Genomic DNA, 18,472 nt, shown 5'->3' on the forward strand with positions numbered 1-18,472 from the left:
AGGCGGGAGCACACGGATCTCTCAGGCATCAGCGCCTATGATCGGTTGCCGATGATGAGAACATCATGGCACGGAAGTAAACGACCGTCACTAACCTATGTTGGTCTCTCGGCCGAGCCTTCCGCCTTTCGGCGTTGATCAAGGTGCCGCATGGCCGGCGTGACCGTGATGCCGTGGAGCACGATGGAGACCAGGATGATGAAGCCGGCGGTGCTCCAGAGAAGATCGGCATTGTCGAACTTCGCGTGGTTCAGGGCGTAGGCGAGATAGTAGATCGAGCCGAGCCCCCGGATGCCGAAGAAGCCGATCGCTGCCTTCTCGCCGGGCGGCGGATCGGTGCCGACGAGGCTGACCCAGCCGGCGAGCGGGCGCACCACGAAGAGCGCCAGGAGGCCGAATGCGGCTGCCGGCCAGGTGAGCGCATCGAACAGGCCGCCGCCGGTCATCGCGCCGCCGAACAGGACGAGCAGCACCATCATCATGAGGCGCTCCAGCTCCTCCGCGAAGTCGTGGAGCTTCTGGTGATATTCGTGCTCCGGCTCCGTGGCCCGCAGGGCCAGGGCCGCCACGAAGACGGCAAGGAAGCCGTAGCCCTTCACCATCTCCGTCAGGCCATAGGCGATGCAGGTGATGCCGAGCGCCACGAAGCCCGCCCCCGTGCGCGACAGCTTGGCCCGGTTCGGCAGGTGGAAGGTGAGCCAGCCCAGCGCCCGCCCGATCCCATAGCCCATGCCGATGCCGGCGGCGATCTTCCAGAGCACCGCATAGGCGAACCACTCCGCCACGCCCGTGAGGCTGATCTCGTGGGCGAAGGCGATGGCCAGCAGAACGAAGGGAAAGGCGAGGCCGTCGTTGAGGCCGGCCTCCGAGGTCAGCGTGAAGCGCACCTCGTCCTCCTCCCGGTCCCCCGGCGGTCCCACCTGCACGTCGCTGGCAAGCACCGGATCGGTGGGGGCAAGGGAGGCCGCCAGCAGCAAAGCGGCGGCCAGGCTCACCCCCAGAAGGCTCGTGCCGAGCCAGGCGAGCGCCAGGATCGTGAGGGGCATGGCAAGGCCGAGGAGCCGCCAGGTGAGCCGCCAGCGCGTCCAGCCGAAGGGCCGGTCGATCTTCAGGCCCGCGCCCATGAGCGAGATGATGACCACGAACTCGCTCAGGCGCTCGACCATGGCGAGCTCCTCGTTCGGATGGGGAATGACTCCGGGAAGATCCGGAAAGGCGAAGATGAGCGCGCCCAGCCCGACGCAGAAGATCGGCAGGGAGAGCGGCAGCTCCTTGAGGACCATGGGGAGCCAGGCGGTCAGCAGCACGACCACCCCGAACCCGGCGAGCACGACGATGTAGGCGTTCATCAGCGGGCGAACGCGGTCCGGACTCGGCAGTTCCGGAGAAGAAGGGGTTAACCCCCGTTAACCGCCCCTTAAACCGCCACAATTAGGGTGCTCCACAGCATCAAAGGCTGGAACCCACCGGCCGGGTGCATGCGGGGTTACAACAACGTGGCGAACGGACGCGACCGGCGCGAGCCGGTCTTCGACGCGCCCGCGACGCAAGCGGGGGAGCTGGATTTTCGCCTCTCGCCCGACGATCGGGCAGGGGGAACCATGGCGCGCAGGCGAGCTTCTCAGGACGACGATCGGCCCCGCCGCGCCGCCCGCCCCAGGAAGGCCAAGCGGCGCAGCGGCCGCTCCTTCTTCAGCAAGCTGGTCTATGCCGGGCTGGTGCTGTGCCTGTGGGGCGTGATCGGGGTCGGCGGCATCGTGGCCTATTACGCCTCGCAGCTGCCGCCCATCGACCAGCTCACCGTGCCCAAGCGCCCTCCCAACATCGCCGTCATGGCAAGCGACGGCTCGCTGCTTGCCAACCGCGGCGAGACCGGCGGACGCACCGTCACGCTCAAGGAGCTTCCGCCGTACCTGCCCAAGGCTTTCGTGGCCATCGAGGACCGGCGCTTCTACGATCATTTCGGCATCGACCCCATCGGCATCGCCCGCGCGGTGTACCGCAACTTGAGCAACAGCGGCGGCCTGCAGGGCGGCTCGACCCTGACGCAGCAGCTTGCGAAAAACCTCTTCCTGACCCAGGAGCGCACCGCCTCGCGCAAGATCCAGGAGGCGATCCTGGCGCTCTGGCTCGAGCGCAACTACTCGAAGGACCAGATCCTCGAGCTCTACCTCAACCGGGTCTATTTCGGCGCCGGCGCCTATGGCGTCGAGGCCGCCGCCCAGCGCTATTACGGCAAGTCGGCCCGCAGCGTCTCGCTTGCGGAGGCCGCCGTGCTGGCGGGCCTCGTCCAGTCCCCGTCGCGGCTGGCCCCCAACCGCTATCCCGAGCGCGCCCAGGCCCGGGCGGAGCTCGTGATCGCGGCCATGAACGAGCTCGGCTTCATCACGCCCGGCATGACCAAGACGGCGCTCGGCGATCCCGCCGAGCCGGTCCGGCCGCGCGGCGCAGGATCGGCCAATTATGCCGCCGACTACGTCATGGACGTGCTCGACGACTTCGTCGGCACCATCGAATCGGACATCGTGGTCTCGACCACGATCGAGCCCGCCATGCAGGCGGCGGCCGAGCGCGTGCTGGTGGAGGAGCTCAACGCCAAGGGCCAGAAGTTCAACGTGAGCCAGGGCGCCATCGTCGCCCTGCAGCCGGACGGCGCCGTGAAGGCGCTGGTCGGCGGCCGCAACTACGAGACGAGCCAGTTCAACCGGGCCACCGCCGCCCGCCGCCAGCCCGGCTCGGCCTTCAAGCCCTTCGTCTATCTCACCGCCCTGGAGCGGGGCTACACGCCGGACATGGTGCTGGAAGACGCCCCCGTCGCCTACAAGGGCTGGGCCCCCAAGAACTACGACCGCAAGTACCGGGGGCCGATCACGATCCGCGATGCGCTGGCGCTCTCGCTCAACACCATCGCGGTGAAGCTCAACATGGAGGTGGGACCCAAGGCCGTGGTGCAGACCGCGCAGCGGCTCGGCATCTCCTCGCCGCTCCAGGCCAACGGCTCGCTGGCGCTCGGCACCTCGGAGGTCACGCCGCTCGAGCTCGTCAGCGCCTATGCGGCCTTCGCCAACGGGGGCATCGGCGTCGTTCCTTACGTGATCACCCAGGTGAAGACCACCGACGGCAAGCTCATCTACAAGCGCCCGAATTCGGGCGGCCTCGGCCGCGTGATCGATCCGGGCATCGTGGCCCAGATGAACGACATGATGCACAACGTCTTCGTCATCGGCACGGCGCAGAAGGCGCAGATTCCGGGCTGGTCCCTCGCCGGCAAGACCGGCACCACCGACGACTACAAGGATGCCTGGTTCGTGGGCTTCTCCGGCAGCCTCGTGGCCGGCGTCTGGCTCGGCAACGACGACGGCGCGCTCACCAAGCGCGTCACCGGCGGCAACCTGCCCACGGAGGTCTGGCACAACTTCATGACGGCGGCCCTCAAGGACCAGCAGCCCGTGCCCCTGCCCGGCAGCGAGCGCTTCCGGACCCCGGCGGACGTGCCGGTGGCCAGCGCCGGAGCCGATCCGCGCTACGCCAATGCGGGCGACAGAAGCTGGGTGCAGCCCGCGCCCCAGCGCCGCGCCAGCCGCGAGAAGAACTTTTTCGAGAAGCTGTTCGGGCTTTAAGCCTCGGATGTTCCCGACACTGTCATTCCGGGGCCGCGCAGCGGAGCCCGGAACCCATGACCGCCAACGGCGCAGGAAGAAGCGCGACGCGGCTCGCCTCTTCTTGAGCTGTGGCGGTCATGGATCCCCGCCTGCGCGGGGATGACAGGGGGTGCTTTTGAGCGAACCTTCGAACATTACCTCGCACGTCATCGCCAACCCTCTCTCCATGCAGCATGCTCCGTTCATCACCTGAGAAGGAGCCTGCCATGTCCACCTACGCCATCGGTCATCTGCACGACGTGAATGTCGGTCCGGATGTCGTCGAGTATCTCCGGCGGATCGACGAGACGCTCGCCCCTTTCGGCGGGCGGTTCATCATCCACGGAGGACCTGCGACGGTCATGGAGGGATCGTGGTCGGGAGACCTGATCGTGATCGCATTCCCGGACCGGGACAGCGCCCATGCTTGGTATGAATCCGCTGCCTATCAGCGGATCCTGCCCCTGCGCACCGGGAACTCGCGCGGCGACGTGTTCTTCATCGAGGGCGTCGATGCCGGCCACAGGGCGACGGATGTCCTCGCCGGAATCCCCGCGCATCAGCCCCCCGGCTGATGCCTCCGCGCCCGCCCCGTCGTCACGAAGAGGATGAGCGCCAGCACGCCGGTGGCGGCGATGGTGGCGGGCAGGGGAATGGCCGATCCGTCGAGGTTGCGTCCGAGCCCGATGCCGACGATGGCGGCAAAGGTCATCTGGCAGATGCCCAGCAGCGAGGAGGCCGCGCCGGCGCGCTCCGGGAAGGGCATCAGCGCCGAGGCCATGGATTGCGGCATGGTGAGCCCGACGCCGATGCCGTAGACCGCCATGGGGGCGCTGATGCCGAGTGAGGACGGCACGCCCAGGAGCACCAGGACGAGCATGGTCGCGCCGCCGAGCGCCAGGCATGTCACCCCGAGCTGGATCGTGCCGTCGAGCCCGCGCCGGCCGACGAGATGCTGCGCGAGATACGTGCCGCCGATGAAGCCCACCACCACGAAGGTGAAGGAGAAGGCGTAGGACAGCTCGTCCAGGCCGTAGATCCTCTGCAGCACGAAGGACGAACCGGAGATGAAGGCGAAGAGCCCGCCATAGGTGAGCATGGAGAGGCCCACATAGGTGCGGTAGCCCTTGTGCCCGAGCAGGATTCCGAAGCCGCGCAGGATGGCCGCGAAGGAGATCGGCACCTCCGATTTCTTCCGGATGCTCTCGGGCATGCGCAGGCCGATGACGGCCGCCATGGCGATGCCGAACAGGATCGACACCGCGAAGGTCACGCGCCACCCGCTGAACCGCTCGATGACGCCGCCGAGGATCGGGGCTGCCGCCGGCACGACGCCCATGATCGTGCCCATGCGCGACAATTCCCGGCCCGCCCGCGGGCCCTCGTAGAAGTCGCGCACGATGGCGCGCCCGAGCACGATGGGGCCGGAGGCGCCCAGCGCCTGCAGGAAGCGGGCGCCGATCAGGGTCTCGATATTGGGCGAGAGCGCGCAGATCAGGCTCGCCAGCGTGAAGAGCCCGAGCCCGAAGAGCAGCACGGGCTTCCTTCCGATCCGGTCGGACACCGGACCGTAGACGAACTGGCCGGCCGCGAAGCCGAGGAGGAAGGCCGAGAGCGTGAGCTGCGTCTGGCCCGTGGTGGCCTCGAGCCCCGACGCGATCGCGGGAAGCGACGGCAGGTACATGTCCGTGGACAGGGGTCCGAGCGCGGTGAGCAGCGCCAGGACGACGGTGAGGGCCAGGGTGTCGGGCTTGAGCATGTCTTCGGGACGGCAGCGATGGTGACAGGTGGGACTAAGCCGAAATGCGGGACCTGTCACTCTTTAAGACGGCTGCTCGCAGGATCGCCGGCTGAAGACAGCGCCGTCCTTAAACTTCCTGCGGCGGATCGAACGCAAGCCCTCTGCCGCATCCGGCCGGGATCGGCAGCCTGGCTCAATCGCGAAAGGCGCCTTCGACCGGCGCCGACAGCCTTTCATCCGCCGCGCGGATCTCCGCCACGACCCTCGCGCAGGAGGGACGCTCGCCCAGCCGCGCATACCAGGCCGCCAGAGCCTCGTGCCCTCTCAGCGACGGGCCGGCCAGGCGCCTCGTCCAGAACACGCTCATGAACACGGCGATGTCGGCGGCCGAGAAGGCGCCGCAGAAATAGTCCCGGCCCCGGAGCTGCCGGTCGAGTTCGGCGAAATGGCCGGCGAGCGCCGGCTCGGCCTCCCTGGCCTTCAGCTCCTTCGCGTTCCAGCGCTCCGGATCGTCCGGCCTCGGCTCGGTGCGGTGCATGAGAAAGCGCAAGGGGGCGAGCATCACCTCGTCGGCGAACACGTCGAGGAGGCGGCAGCGGGCGCGCTCCTGGGCCAAGCGCGGATAGAGCGAGGGCTCGGGATAGGCATCCTCGAGATATTCGAGGATCACGGTCGAATCGTAGAGGGACAGGCTCCCGTCCACGAGGACCGGAACCTGTCCCTTGGGGTTGGCGGCCAGAACGTCCGGGTGCTTGGGGGCATAGCCCGCCGTCTGGCTGAAGGCGACCTCGACGCGCTCGAAGGCGAGCCCCTTCTCGTGAAGAGCGATCTCCACCTTGCGGGAGAAAAGGCTCAAGGGGCCGGAATAGAGCTTCATCGGGGCGCCTTTCGTGGGATCAACGGCTGAAGGGTGACGGCAGGTGGTCCTGCCAGGAAGCCTCATTCAAGCCGTCCACATCGGCCCGCGACAACCCGATATCGGCGAGCGCATGGTCGTCGAGTTCGTAGAGCGTCTTCACGGTCCGACGCCGGTCGAGCCAGGCCTCGTAGCGCAGCAGCAGGCCCATGATCGTGGTCCGGCTCTCGCGGCGGGCAGTGTGGAGCCCAAGATTTGCTGTGGCATATCCGGTCGCCATGACAGATCTCCTTCGATGGCGTTTCGCTGGAGAAGAATGTGCTCCCGTGATAGGCTTCCGGCAAACGAGAAGTTCTTGCCTCTCGCCCAAGAAAAACTTGGGCTGAACAGCCCCCGGAGCGTCATGTCCCGCCGCCGACTGCCCCCGCTCAATGCCCTGCGCGCCTTCGAGGCCGCCGCCCGCCACCTCAATTTCGAGAAGGCGGGCGACGAGATCGCGGTGACGGCCAGCGCCGTGGGCCAGCAGGTGAAGGCGCTCGAGGCCTGGCTCGGGCGCCCGCTCTTCCTGCGCCACCCGAGCCGCGGCGTGGCGCTCACGCCCTTGGGGGAGCGCTACGCCGCGGCGCTCTCCGGCATCCTCGACCGGCTCGACGAGGCCACCGCCCAGGCCCTGCGGCCGGAGGCGTCGAACGTCATCACCGTGAGCGCCATGCCGAGCCTCGCCTCGAACTGGCTCATCCCCCGCCTCGGCTCGTTCCGGGACCGTCACCCGGAGCTCGACGTCCGGGTCTCGGTCTCGATGAAGCTCACCGATTTCGCGCGGGAGGACGTGGACATCGCGATCCGCTTCGGGCGCGGGGATTACCCGGGCCTGCGCACGGACCTGCTGATGGAGGAGTTCTTCTTTGCCGTGTGCAGCGCGAACCTGCTCAACAATCCGGAGCGGCCCCTGAGGGAGCCTGCGGACCTGCGCCATCACACGCTCATCCACGAGACCGTGGACGGCGTGCTCGACTACGTCACCTGGGACCGATGGCTGAAGGCCGTCGGCGTCGAGGGCGTCGACACCTCCCGCGGCCCGCGCTTCACCCACACCTATCTCTGCCTGCAGGCGGCGGCCTCCGGCCAGGGCGTGGCGCTCGCCACCAGCGTCCTCATCGGCGACCACCTCCAGGCAGGCCGCCTGGTGCAGCCTTTCCCGCACCAGGTGAAGGGCGCCTACCGCTACTACGTGGTCTGCCCCGAGGCGACCGCCGACCGGCCGGCGCTCGCGGCGTTCCGGGCCTGGCTGCTGGACGAGGCGCGTTCATGAAATCCTCACCGTCATGGCCGGGCTTGTCCCGGCCATCCCGATGCTGTGATGCGCGCCGTTTCGATCGGTCGGGATCACCGGCACAAGGCCGGTGATGACGTGGGGAACGTCGGCGACGTCACGCCGCTCTCAAAGCCCGCCGCACCTCGGCCTCGGCGAAGGCGGTGGCCTGCTTGCGGCTGCCGTTGAACGGCATCGGCTCGCCCCAGGTCACCACCACGTCGAGGGGGATGCCCCGGACGAAGAGCTTGAGATGGGGCGCCAGGTCCATGTCGCCGTACCAGGCGATGAACGGGCGCTCGCGCCGGGTCACGGGCAGGCCGTTGCGATGGGTGTAGGCGATGGCCAGCGGCTGCAGGAGCACGCGCTCGACGCTGTCGTGCATGAGCGCGGTCTGGGCCGCGCCGACAAGCGACGAGCGGAAGGGCAGGAGCCGGTTGCCGTCGCTCGTGGTGCCTTCCGCGAACAGCACGATCACCTCGCCCTTCACCAGCCGGTGGGCGAGCGCATCGTTCACCTCCGCCGTGGCCTTGCGGCGGGCGCGGTCGATGAAGACCGAGCGGTGCAGCCGCGCCAGGGTGCCCACCACGGGCCAGCCCTCGATCTCCGATTTCGCGATGAAGGAGAGCGGATGAAGCGACCCGATCACGGGGATGTCGAGCCAGGAGACGTGGTTCGAGAGCACGATGGTCGGCGCCCGGCCCGGCGGCGTGCCCCGCTCGATCACGCGCACGTTGAAGATCTTGAGAAGGGCACGGTGGAACCACACGGGCAGCGCATGCAGCAGGAAGGACCAGCCGAAGCGCAGGGCCAGCATCTGCAGCGGCACGAGGACGAGGCTGCACAGGCCGAGCAGCAGCAACCTGAAGGCGACGGCGATGTTGGTCACGCGTCGTCCCTGTCGAGGGGAACCGCATAGAGCTCCAGGCGGTGATAGACGACCCGGTAGCCCAGCCGCCGGGCGATCTCGTTCTGCAGCGCCTCGATCTCCTCGGAGCGGAACTCGATCACGGCGCCGGTCTCGAGATTGATCAGGTGGTCGTGGTGCTCGCGGGCCGCCTGCTCGTAGCGCGAGCGCCCGTCGCGGAAGTCGAGCCGCTCCAGGATGCCTTCGGTCTCGAACAGCTTCACCGTGCGGTAGACCGTGGAGAGCGAGATGCGCTCGTCCACCTCCGCCGCGCGCCGGTGCAGCTCCACCACGTCCGGGTGGTCCTCGGCGGCATCCAGGATCTGCGCGATGACCTTGCGCTGGCCGGTCATGCGCAGGCCCTTCTCGCGGCAGGCGCGCTCGATGGCGTCCGACCGGCGCGTTCTGGTGGATGTGCTGTTGCGCGTGGCCAAGATGAAAACGCTCCTTGTGCACCGGACCCGGAAATGGAGGCCACTTCCGGGACCCATCCGATGCTCATCCTGATAACCTGCGCATCGTTGGGCGCGGACCCAGCGGGCCGCGCCGGCGAAAACCGGGTCCACCCTTCCGCACGATGCGCCTACGAGGCTTATAGGGGACGCGAGCGCAGCGGGCTATAGCGCCAGCGCCATGGTGAGGGCCGTGGCCTTCGTCCCGTCGGCCTTGTGGTAATAGCCCGCCCGCCGTCCGGTTTCACCAAACCCCAGACGGCGGTAGAGGGCGAGCGCCGGCGCGTTGCCCTCCTCCACCTCCAGATGCACCCGGGCGACCCCGCGGCGGGAGAGGGCTTCGAGGTGATGGGCGAGCAGCGGGCGGGCATGGCCCTTCCCGCGCGCCTCCGCGGCCATCGCCACGGTGATGATCTCCGCCTCGTCGAGCACGATCCGCGACAGGACGAAGCCCGAGGGCTTTCCGCTGCGCCCGACGAAGAGCCCGTCCGCCATCACGCCGCGTTCGCTGAGCAGGCGCTCGAAGTCGAGCGTGCTCCAGGGGCGGGGGAAGGCGGAGGCGTGGATGGCCGCAAGACGCGCGGCCGCCTCGGTTCCCACGGGCTGCACGTGGGGGGCGGGGGGATGGATGAACCGGTCGAGGATGCTCATTGCCGCGCGATTCGCGCGCCGTCCTGGGGCTTGGCGTCGGGCTCGCGCAGGTAGAGAGGCTTCGGCAGGGCCTGGGACGGATCGGCGAGGGAGCCGAGGCGGGCCACCCAGGCGATGTCGGGAAAGGCCGACACCTCGCCGATATGGGCCTCGACCCCCTGCACCCGCGCCTCCGCCGCGAGCAGGGCCGCGGCCGAGCCCGCCACCACGATCGGGCCCGATCCTAGGAGCCGCATGGCGTCGCGATAGGTCATCAGCCCCGGCGGGATGATGGTGCGCCCGCCCGGGGCCACGGCCTGGATGTAGAGGTGGCCGTGCTTGGCGTCGATGGCAGCGGTGAAGAGCCCGCGCCGGTCGCCCACCATCAGGGGCGCGAGAAAGGCCGAGAGGGTGGCCACCCCCACCACCGGCACCCCGGCGGCCAGGCCGATGCCGCGGGCCGCGCTGATGCCGACCCGCAATCCCGTATAGCTGCCCGGCCCCACCGTCACCGCCACCCGGTCGAGGCTCTCGAAGCCGCCGTCGACCTGCGCGGAAAGCCGGTCGAGCAGCGGCATCAGCGCCTCCGCATGGCCGCGCTCCATGGGAATGGTCTCGGCGGCGAGCGGGACGGGCTCGCCCGCCTGGACGATGCAGGCCGAGCAGGCGCCGAGGGCGGTGTCGATGGCAAGGACGCGCAAGGGTCGTCTCCGTCAGGTCGTCCCGTTCCTTTAGATCATGAGCCCCGCGGGAGAAACCCCGGAATCGCCGTTCCGGCTCCCGTCACGGGGAGGCGGGCGGCAGGGCGCCGGCCTCGTATTGCGCGGCGAATGCGGGTGCCGGCGGGATCGGCTTGATGATGTCGATCAGCACGCCGTTCGGATCCGCGGTGATGAAGTGCCGCTGCCCGAAAGGCTCGTCGCGCAAGGGAACCAGGATCGGCAGCCCCCTCGCCTGCACCTCCCCGTAGAGGGCATCCGGATCCTCGACCTCGAAGTTGAGGATCAGGCCTGCGGCGGGCTTCCGGGCCTCGGCAGGCACCGTGTCGTGCCGGCAGTCCAGCACCGCGAGGTTGACCGAGGGGTCCGCGCCGGACTGGAGATGGACGTACCAGTCGCTCGTGAAGAGGGGCCGGAAGCCGAGATGCTCGCTGTAGAAGGCGGCCGTGCCCTCCACGTTCCGGGTCATGATCACCGGGTAGTAGCTCGTGATCCTCATCCCTGTTCAACCTCCCCGTTCTGACATACAGTCTGCATGTTTGTGTCAAATAACATACAGGCTGTATGTATGCAACAGAGGCGACCCAATCCGGAACGGGCCGAGGCCACCCGCTCGGCACTCCTGGCCGCGGCCCGGACGCTTTTCGTGGAAAAGGGCTATGCGGACACCTCGACGCCGGAGATCGTCGCGGCCGCAAAGGTCACCCGCGGCGCCCTCTACCACCATTATGCGGACAAGGCCGATTTGTTTCGCGCGGTGATCGAGCGGGAGGCGAAGGCCGTGGCCGACGAGATCGAGGCCTCGGCTTCCCCCGATGCGCCCCCCGGGGAAGCGCTGCTCCGGGGGAGCCTCGCCTATCTCGAGGCCATGTCGGTTCCCGGACGAACGCGGCTCCTTCTCGTCGACGGCCCGGCGGTGCTCGGGCCGGGCGCGCTCGCCGCCCTCGACGAGGCGCATGCGGCGCGAACCCTGCGGGAGGGGCTGGAGGCCGCGCTGCGCCCGCCGCGGCAGGAAGGCGCGTTCATCGAGGCGCTGACCGCCCTTCTCTCCGCCGCCTTCGATCGGGCGGCGCTCGCCATCGAGGCCGGCGGCGACAGGGCGGCCTACACGGCGGCCATGATCGGGCTCGTGGAGCGGGTGACCGCATCCCGGTGAGGGCGCCCAAAGAAAAAGCGCGGCCGGGATGGCCGCGCTTCGGGATCGGGGCAGGGGCGGATCAGACCGCCTGCACCTCGCGCACGTCCGGCAGGAAGTGGCGCAGCAGGTTCTGGATGCCGTGGCGCAGGGTTGCCGTCGAGGACGGGCAGCCGGAGCAGGCGCCCTTCATCACGAGGTAGACGACCCCGTCCTTGAAGCCGCGGAAGGTGATGTCGCCGCCGTCCCCCGCCACCGCCGGGCGGATGCGGGTCTCGAGCAGCTCCTTGATCGTCTCGACCGTGGAGGCATCCTCGGGGTCGAAGAACTCCTCGCCGTCCTCCTCCGCGGCGCCGTAGCCGTTGGCGAAGAGCGGCGCGCCGGTCATGAAATGCTCCATGATCGCGCCGAGGATCGCCGGCTTCAGGTGCTGCCATTCCCCATCCGCCTTCGTGACCGTGACGAAGTCGTAGCCGAAGAAGACGCCGGTCACGCCCGGCACGGCGAAGAGCCGCTGGGCGAGCGGCGACACCTCCGCCTGGGCGGGGGTCTTGGCCTCGAAGGTGCCCTCCGGCATGACCACGCGGCCGGGCAGGAATTTCAGGGTGGCGGGATTGGGGGTGGCTTCGGTCTGGATGAACATCGCGTCTTGTCCTCTGCGCCGGTTCAAGGCCGGCCGAGCGGTGGATTTAGAATCGTTCTAACGGATTCCCTCCCCAATGTGGATCGAATCGGGGCGGATTCCAAGGGGAGAGGCCATACTTGGACGTCATCCCGGGGCTGCGCGGCAGAACCCGGGATCGGGAGACAAGAATGGTGCCCTACTCGGCACACGATCCCGGATCTCGCTTCGCTTGTCCGGGATGACCATAACTAACCAGCCAGGGCGTCGATCTCCTCGTCCGTCAGGCTGCCTGGGACGATGACGATGGGGACCGGGAAGGAGGCGGCGGCGCGCCCGCCGAGCGTCGAGGTCAGGGGGCCGGGGCCTTCCTTGCCGCTGCCGGCGGCGAGCACCAGGAAGGAGATGTCCTCGTCCTCGCGGATGAGCTTCATGATCTCGTCCGCCCGGGTGCCGACGCGGATCACCTGCTCGGGCTCGACGCCCGCGGCGCTGCGCGCCTCGCGGGCGGCGGCCTCGAGCAGCTTCTGGGCGTCCTCGCTCGCCTCCTCGATCATGGCCTCGCCGACGCCGATCCACTCGAAATTGTCCGGCGGGTCCACGACCGCGAGCATCACCATGCTGGCGCCGGTGCGGGCGGCGCGGCGCGAGGCGAAATGCACCGCCCGGGCGCATTCCGGGGTGCTGTCGACCACCACCATGAATTTCGGGCGGTGGCCCGATTCGTAGGATCGGCGCTTGCCGCTCACGGAACGCTCTCCTGATGACGCCCGATGCTGCCCTGCCTTTGCGTCAAGGGCAAGCGGGGGCTGCTCGTGGGGAGCACGTCCTTGCAAGCAGACCCGGTTCCCATCGTTGCCCTCGGGCCCTAGCGCGAGCGCAGGAAGCCGACGATGTCCTTCACCGCGTCCATGGTCACGGAGGCGAGGGCCCGGGCCCGGGCCGAGCCGTCGGCCAGCACCGCGTCGATGTGGCCGGGATCGGCCATGAGGCGGCGCATCTCGGAGGCCACGGGGGCGAGCTTCGTCACCGCCACGTCCACCAGGGCGGCCTTGAAGCCGGAGAACTGCGCCCCGCCATGCTCGCGCAGCACCTCCTCGGGCGCGACGTCCATGAGCGCCGCGTAGATCGCCACCAGGTTCTCGGCCTCCGGCCGGGCCTTGAGGCCCTCGACCTCGGAGGGCAGGGGCTCGGGATCGGTCTTCGCCTTGCGGATCTTCTGGGCGATGGCGTCGGCATCGTCCGTGAGGTTGATGCGCGAATAGTCGGACGGGTCCGACTTCGACATCTTCTTCGAGCCGTCGCGCAGGGACATGACGCGGGTGGCGGGCCCGTGGATCATCGGCTCGGTGAGCGGGAAGAAGGCATCGCCGTAGCCATGGGCCGCGATCGACTCCGCCCAGTCGTTGTTGAACTTCTGGGCGATGTCGCGGGTCAGCTCCAGGTGCTGCTTCTGGTCCTCGCCCACCGGCACGTGGGTGGCGCGGTAGAGCAGGATGTCGGCGGCCATCAGGTTCGGATAGGCGTAGAGGCCCACGGACGCGTTCTCCCGGTCCTTGCCCGCCTTGTCCTTGAACTGGGTCATGCGGTTGAGCCAGCCCAGCCGCGCGACGCAGTTGAACACCCAGGCGAGCTCGGCATGCTGGGGCACCTGGGACTGGTTGAAGACGATGTGGCGCTTCGGGTCGATGCCGGCGGCCAGGAACGCCGCCGTCACCTCCCGGATCTGCCGGGTGAGGTCGGCCGGGTTCTGCGGCACCGTGATCGCGTGCATGTCCACGACGCAGTAGATGCAGTCGTAGGATTCCTGCATGGCCACGAAGCGCTTGATGGCGCCGAGATAATTCCCGAGATGAAGGTTTCCGGTGGGCTGAACGCCCGAGAACACCAGTTCCTTGAACTGCGCCATCGTCCTGAACTCCACAGGGGCCCGTGCGGGTTCAGGCCGAACCGCCGATCGCCCCGGATTGTCTGCGACGGCGCCCGGAGGCCGCAAGCCGCTTCTTCTCGAAACGCCGTCGTGAGGCGCGGGTTATGACAGGGCCGTGCCACGATGCAAGGGTTCTTACGCTTTTTTCGTCAGCGCAGCCCAATCGGCGCGGGTCACGGCGCCGGTGGCCCAGGCGGCGAGGGCATAGAGCGCAAGCCCGCCGAGGCACAGGGCGGCGAGACCGAGAGGCTGGTCCTGCGGCAGCACCCGCTGCGCCGCCACGAGGCCGAGGCTCATGGCCAGGGCCGACGCCGCCGTGCGCGCGAGGCGCGCCGCGTTGCGCCGGTCCGGGCGCCAGAGGCCGAATCGGGCAAGCCCCGGCACCAGAGCCGCCGCATGGGCGAGGCAGCCGAGGCTCACCCCGAGCGCGATGCCGACGGGGCCGAGGGGCCAGACGAGGAGCAGGGCGCCCGCCACCGTCGCCCCAAGGCCCGCAAAGGCCGCCGCGAGCGCGGCCCGCAGCGACCCGCAGGCGAAGAGCGTCTGGCTCAGCACCTTCGCCACCGTGGCGAAGGGCAGGCCGAGGCTGAGCGCCATCAGCACCCGCGCGGTGCCCTCCGCGTCGGCGGCATCGAAGGCGCCGCGCTCGAACAGGACGGTGCTGACCGGGCGCGCAAGGACGAGCAGGGCGGCGGCCGCGGGCAGGGCGAGGAGCAGCGCCACGTCCAGGGCCCGGTTCTGCGCCGCCACCAGATCGTCCGTGGCATCCGCGCCGTAGCGGCGGGCGAGCTCCGGCAGCAGGAGGCTCGATCCCAGCGCCGCCACGAGCCCGAGGGGGAGCTGCATCACCCGCTCGGCATAGTAGAGCCAGGACACGCCGGAGGGCCAGAACGAGGCGATCTGGGCGGCGGCGAGAAGGAAGACCTGCACCGCGCCGCTCGCGGCGAGCACCGGAAGCCCGGCGAGGAGCAGGCTTTTCAGGGCCTCCGGCCGGCCCGAGGCCCGGAACCGCACGAGGCGGGGCCTGCCGCGCATCAGCGCCGCGGCCACGATCGCGAGCTGCACGAGGCCCGCCAGGCTCGAGGCGGCGGCAAGCCACGCGGCCTTCTGCGCAAGCGGCAGGCCGGAGCGGGCTTCGAGCACCGCGAGCGCCAGGATCAGGCCGCCATTGACGGCGAGCGGCGCGAGCGCGGTGGCGGCGAAGCGTCCGCGCAGGTTCAGGATGGCGGCACCGATGGAGGCCAGCGTCACGCAGAGCACGATGGGAAAGGCGAGGCGGGTGTAGAGCGCGACGAGACCCAGCGCCTCCCCGTCATCGTGCAGGCCCGGCGCCAGCAGCAGGGCGATGAGCCCCGCCCCGATCTCCACGAGACCGGTCAGCGCGAGGAGCGCGAGGCCGAAGGCCCTGAGCAAGCCGCCGGCGGCGGCTGCGGCCTCGTTCGGCTCCAGACGGCTCAAGGCAGGCACGAGCGCCGGGTTGAGCCCGCCCTCGCCCAGGATGCGGCGCACGAGGCTCGGCAGCCGAAAGGCCGCGAGAAACGCATCCGCCACGGGGCCCGCGCCCAGAGCCTGCGCGAACAGCACGTCGCGCGCGAATCCCAGAACGCGCGAGGCCATCGAACCGAGGCCGACCAAAAGGGAGGAGCGGAGGAGCGACATGCCCTGTGAGGCTTAGCGAGTTCCTGGGGAAAGTCCAAGGAAGGGGGAGATGTGACCATTGTCATTCCGGGGCGAGCGCAGCGAGAGCCCGGAATCCATAAACACCACGTCCTAAGAAGGAACGAGCGGGGTTTCGCCCCTTCTTGCACCGTTAGCGGTTATGGATTCCGGGCTCGCCTACGGCGCCCCGGAATGACAGTGAGCAGCTACCCTCTCGCCTGCGCGATGGCCTCGCGCTTCTGGGCCAGGGTCATGCCGCCCACATAGGATTGCGTGGCGACCAGGAAGGACGGGGTGGCGACGAAACCGAGGGAATTGCCGAGGGTGAAGGCGTCCTTCATCCATTGCGTCGTGCGCTCGCCATTGGCAGCCTCCTCCAGGCGCCCGCGGTCGCCGCCGAGGCGCTCGGCTTCCTTGAGCGCCCGCTCCCCGTCGACCGTGCCGCGCAGGCGGAACAGGGCGAGGTGCAGGTCGAGATAGCGCTCGGGGCCGTGGAGCTGGAGATAGGCGAGCGCCGCCTTGTGGGCGGTCACGGAGGGAATGCCGAGCACCGCGAAGTTCACCAGCACGTAGGTGAGCTCCGGCTCCGCCTTCAGGAGTGCCGGCAGGTCCCCGGCCGAGCGCCGGCACCAGGGGCAGTTGTAGTCGAAATACTCGATCATGATCACGTCGCCATGCTTGTGCCCGAGGCGCACGGCCGAAGGCAGGGCAAGCGAGTCCTCCACCAGCTCGATGGGAACGAGCTGCGCCTCCGGGGCCTGCTGCGCCAGGGCGGGGGCGCCGGAGGCGGAGGCGGCAAGGGCGGCGAGAAGGGTGCGGCGGGAGAGGATCATGAACGGCGACTCGCGTGAGGGGAGGCCCCTCGTGCCGCGGGATCGTGGCGGAGACAAGGCCAAGGTTTGCCGTCTCGCAGACCTGTGAAGGGCCGGGCTCGGTTGCGCCTGGTCCTGCTCTCGCCGACAATGGCCGCGACAGACGGAAAGGCCCGATGAGTTCCGCTTTCAGCCCCGACGAGCTGGCCGTGATCCGGCGCGCCTACGCCAAGCAGATTCTCGCGCTCTCGAGCGTTGCGGATGATCCTGAGCTTGAAGAGGCCTTCGCCACGGTTCCGCGCGAGCGCTTCCTCGGCGCTCCGCCCTGGCAGATCTCCCGCGCGGGGAGAGGCTACGAGGCCGTGGCCTCGCACGATCCGGCGGTGCTCTATCAGGACGCCCTATTCGCCCTCGCATCCGAAAAGGGGGTCAACAACGGCAGCCCGTCCCTTCATGCCCGCTGCCTGCATGCCCTGTCCCCGCGCGAGGGGGAGCGCGTCGCCCATATCGGTGCGGGGACGGGCTATTACACGGCGCTTCTGGCGCATCTCGTCGGCCCAAAGGGGCATGTGCTCGCGGTGGAGTTCGATCCTGCTCTTGCGGAGCGCGCCCGGGCCAACCTGGCCGACCGCGCCAACGTCACCGTCGTCCAGGGCGACGGCGCCGAATGGCCGCGCGAGGATGTGGATGCCGTTTACGTGAATTTCGCCGCCGAGCGGCCGGCCGAGGCCTGGATCGAGCGTCTCAAGCCGAACGGCCGTCTCATCTTCCCCCTCGGCGTTCCCCGGCCAAAGCCGAGCCCGTGGGGAGGAACGCATACGCTCCATGGGGCGGGTTTGTGCGTGACGCGCAAGAGAACCGGCCTTGCCGTGCGATGGCTCGGCCAGGTTTCCTTCGTCTGCGCGGAAGGGCGCCTGTCGCAGCCGGGCGAGGACAGGCGTGCGCTGCAGGCCGCCTTCGAGACCGGCGGGATGGAATTCGTGCGCAGCCTGGTCTGGCGGGAGGGCGCCCCGCCCGGACGGTGCTGCTTCACCGGCTCGGGCTGGGCCCTGTCCTATGACCCCGTGGAGGATTAGCCCTCTTCGCCGGTCACGCCGGCGGCGTCCTGGGCCTTCAGAACCTCGGGACGGGGCATGGAGATGATGTTGTAGCCGGAATCCACGTAGTGGATCTCGCCGGTCACGCCGCTGGAGAGATCGGAGAGCAGGTAGAGGGCCGAGCCGCCCACATCCTCGATGGTGATGTTCTGGCGCAGGGGCGAGTGGGCCTTCTGGTAGGTGAACATGAGGCGCGCATCGGCGATGCCAGCGCCCGCGAGCGTCCGCACGGGGCCGGCCGAGATGGCGTTGCAGCGGATGCCGGCAGGCCCGAGATCGTTGGCGATGTAGCGCACGGAGGCCTCGAGCGCCGCCTTCGCCACCCCCATCACGTTGTAGTTCGGCATGACCCGGGTGGAGCCGCCATAGGTCAGCGTCAGGAGCGCGCCGCCCTTCCTCATGCGCTTGGCGGCGCGCTGGGCGATCTCCGTGAAGGAGAAGCAGGAGATCACCATGGTGCGGGAAAAATTCTCGCGGGTGGTGACGTCCACGTAAGGCCCCTTGAGCTGGGACTTGTCGGAGAAGCCGATGGCATGGACCACGAAATCGAGGCCGTCCCAGTGCCTGTCCAGGGTCTCGAACACCGCATCGACGGAGGCAATGTCCTCCACGTCGCAGGGAACGACGAGGCTGGAGCCCAGCGACTGCGCCAGCGGCGTCACGCGCTTGCCCAGCGCCTCGCCCTGGTAGGTGAAGGCGAGCTCGGCGCCGTGCTGCGCCAGGGTCTTTGCGATGCCCCAGGCAATGGAGTGGTCGTTCGCGACGCCCATGATGAGGCCGCGCTTTCCTTGCATCAGACCGGTCACGTGGGTCCCCCTCTGCAACGGCTCCATGCTGCGACGCGAATTGTTATGAAAATGTGCATCGCGAGCCGGAAGAATGGTGTGATTCAGCGTATCCATGCGAGGTCCCCCGTGGTTGGCCGGGGGCATCGCATGGCGCCGTCTCAGGTTTATGAC

The 18,472-nt window shown here is 69.0% G+C and carries 20 protein-coding genes; 5 read left to right on the forward strand and 15 right to left on the reverse strand.

Annotated features, from left to right (window positions below; translation table 11 throughout):
• Positions 1-95: 95 nt before the first annotated feature.
• On the reverse strand, positions 96-1,349 hold the full coding sequence (locus tag GR303_RS05280) for a cation:proton antiporter (RefSeq protein WP_161721055.1): 1,254 nt from the start codon (positions 1,347-1,349) through the stop codon (positions 96-98).
• A 147-nt stretch (positions 1,350-1,496) separates the two neighbouring features.
• Between GR303_RS05280 and GR303_RS05285 the strand changes: the two genes are divergently transcribed.
• Together GR303_RS05285 and GR303_RS05290 are read left to right on the forward strand one after the other, a co-directional pair.
• The gene (locus GR303_RS05285; RefSeq protein WP_161721419.1) at positions 1,497-3,620 is read left to right on the forward strand and encodes a transglycosylase domain-containing protein; all 2,124 of its coding nucleotides are present in this window, start codon (positions 1,497-1,499) and stop codon (positions 3,618-3,620) included.
• Between the two features lie 248 nt (positions 3,621-3,868).
• Positions 3,869-4,216, forward strand: a complete 348-nt coding sequence (locus tag GR303_RS05290) for a DUF1330 domain-containing protein (RefSeq protein WP_161721054.1) — start codon at positions 3,869-3,871, stop codon at positions 4,214-4,216.
• Here the strand turns inward: GR303_RS05290 and GR303_RS05295 are convergent.
• From GR303_RS05295 to GR303_RS05305, 3 genes are all read right to left on the reverse strand, one after another.
• The gene (locus tag GR303_RS05295; protein ID WP_161721053.1) at positions 4,201-5,400 is read right to left on the reverse strand and encodes a multidrug effflux MFS transporter; all 1,200 of its coding nucleotides are present in this window, start codon (positions 5,398-5,400) and stop codon (positions 4,201-4,203) included. The genes GR303_RS05290 and GR303_RS05295 overlap by 16 nt on opposite strands.
• A gap of 175 nt (positions 5,401-5,575) precedes the next feature.
• Positions 5,576-6,259, reverse strand: coding sequence for a glutathione S-transferase family protein (locus GR303_RS05300; protein WP_161721052.1), 684 nt, complete (start codon positions 6,257-6,259; stop codon positions 5,576-5,578).
• A gap of 19 nt (positions 6,260-6,278) precedes the next feature.
• Complete coding sequence (locus GR303_RS05305) at positions 6,279-6,518, reverse strand: DUF1127 domain-containing protein (protein WP_161721051.1); 240 nt, start codon at positions 6,516-6,518, stop codon at positions 6,279-6,281.
• Between the two features lie 123 nt (positions 6,519-6,641).
• Between GR303_RS05305 and GR303_RS05310 the strand changes: the two genes are divergently transcribed.
• Positions 6,642-7,550, forward strand: a complete 909-nt coding sequence (locus tag GR303_RS05310) for a transcriptional regulator GcvA (protein WP_161721050.1) — start codon at positions 6,642-6,644, stop codon at positions 7,548-7,550.
• A 118-nt stretch (positions 7,551-7,668) separates the two neighbouring features.
• Here the strand turns inward: GR303_RS05310 and GR303_RS05315 are convergent, their stop codons facing one another.
• The 5 genes from GR303_RS05315 to GR303_RS05335 all read right to left on the reverse strand — a co-directional run bounded on the left by GR303_RS05315 (position 7,669) and on the right by GR303_RS05335 (position 10,757).
• On the reverse strand, positions 7,669-8,439 hold the full coding sequence (locus GR303_RS05315) for a lysophospholipid acyltransferase family protein (RefSeq protein WP_343038372.1): 771 nt from the start codon (positions 8,437-8,439) through the stop codon (positions 7,669-7,671).
• Complete coding sequence (locus GR303_RS05320; RefSeq protein ID WP_281351409.1) at positions 8,436-8,891, reverse strand: Fur family transcriptional regulator; 456 nt, start codon at positions 8,889-8,891, stop codon at positions 8,436-8,438. Before GR303_RS05320 ends, GR303_RS05315 begins: the two co-directional genes overlap by 4 nt.
• A gap of 183 nt (positions 8,892-9,074) precedes the next feature.
• A complete protein-coding gene (locus tag GR303_RS05325) occupies positions 9,075-9,560 on the reverse strand; it encodes a GNAT family N-acetyltransferase (RefSeq protein WP_161721048.1) in 486 nt (161 codons plus the stop codon).
• The gene (tsaB, locus tag GR303_RS05330; RefSeq protein ID WP_161721047.1) at positions 9,557-10,240 is read right to left on the reverse strand and encodes a tRNA (adenosine(37)-N6)-threonylcarbamoyltransferase complex dimerization subunit type 1 TsaB; all 684 of its coding nucleotides are present in this window, start codon (positions 10,238-10,240) and stop codon (positions 9,557-9,559) included. Before tsaB ends, GR303_RS05325 begins: the two co-directional genes overlap by 4 nt.
• 82 nt (positions 10,241-10,322) lie before the next feature.
• Positions 10,323-10,757, reverse strand: coding sequence for a VOC family protein (locus GR303_RS05335; RefSeq protein WP_161721046.1), 435 nt, complete (start codon positions 10,755-10,757; stop codon positions 10,323-10,325).
• A 69-nt stretch (positions 10,758-10,826) separates the two neighbouring features.
• On the opposite strand from GR303_RS05335, the gene GR303_RS05340 reads away from it, so the two are divergent.
• The gene (locus GR303_RS05340) at positions 10,827-11,414 is read left to right on the forward strand and encodes a TetR/AcrR family transcriptional regulator (RefSeq protein ID WP_161721045.1); all 588 of its coding nucleotides are present in this window, start codon (positions 10,827-10,829) and stop codon (positions 11,412-11,414) included.
• A gap of 61 nt (positions 11,415-11,475) precedes the next feature.
• Here GR303_RS05340 and GR303_RS05345 read toward each other — a convergent pair whose 3' ends face one another.
• The 5 genes from GR303_RS05345 to GR303_RS05365 all read right to left on the reverse strand — a co-directional run bounded on the left by GR303_RS05345 (position 11,476) and on the right by GR303_RS05365 (position 16,437).
• Complete coding sequence (locus GR303_RS05345) at positions 11,476-12,036, reverse strand: NifU family protein (RefSeq protein ID WP_161721044.1); 561 nt, start codon at positions 12,034-12,036, stop codon at positions 11,476-11,478.
• A 230-nt stretch (positions 12,037-12,266) separates the two neighbouring features.
• A complete protein-coding gene (locus GR303_RS05350) occupies positions 12,267-12,764 on the reverse strand; it encodes a universal stress protein (RefSeq protein ID WP_343038371.1) in 498 nt (165 codons plus the stop codon).
• Between the two features lie 119 nt (positions 12,765-12,883).
• Entirely contained in the window at positions 12,884-13,924 is a 1,041-nt protein-coding gene (gene trpS, locus GR303_RS05355) for a tryptophan--tRNA ligase (protein ID WP_161721043.1), read from the reverse strand.
• Between the two features lie 156 nt (positions 13,925-14,080).
• Entirely contained in the window at positions 14,081-15,604 is a 1,524-nt protein-coding gene (murJ, locus tag GR303_RS05360; RefSeq protein ID WP_161747572.1) for a murein biosynthesis integral membrane protein MurJ, read from the reverse strand.
• 206 nt (positions 15,605-15,810) lie between these two features.
• A complete protein-coding gene (locus GR303_RS05365; protein ID WP_161721041.1) occupies positions 15,811-16,437 on the reverse strand; it encodes a thioredoxin domain-containing protein in 627 nt (208 codons plus the stop codon).
• Between the two features lie 155 nt (positions 16,438-16,592).
• On the opposite strand from GR303_RS05365, the gene GR303_RS05370 reads away from it, so the two are divergent.
• A complete protein-coding gene (locus GR303_RS05370) occupies positions 16,593-17,492 on the forward strand; it encodes a protein-L-isoaspartate O-methyltransferase family protein (protein WP_161721040.1) in 900 nt (299 codons plus the stop codon).
• Here GR303_RS05370 and fabI read toward each other — a convergent pair.
• Positions 17,489-18,319, reverse strand: a complete 831-nt coding sequence (fabI, locus tag GR303_RS05375; RefSeq protein WP_161721039.1) for an enoyl-ACP reductase FabI — start codon at positions 18,317-18,319, stop codon at positions 17,489-17,491. The genes GR303_RS05370 and fabI overlap by 4 nt on opposite strands.
• Positions 18,320-18,472: the final 153 nt, after the last annotated feature.

This window comes from Microvirga arsenatis, assembly GCF_009910705.1.
In the GTDB taxonomy this organism is placed as follows: domain Bacteria; phylum Pseudomonadota; class Alphaproteobacteria; order Rhizobiales; family Beijerinckiaceae; genus Microvirga; species Microvirga arsenatis.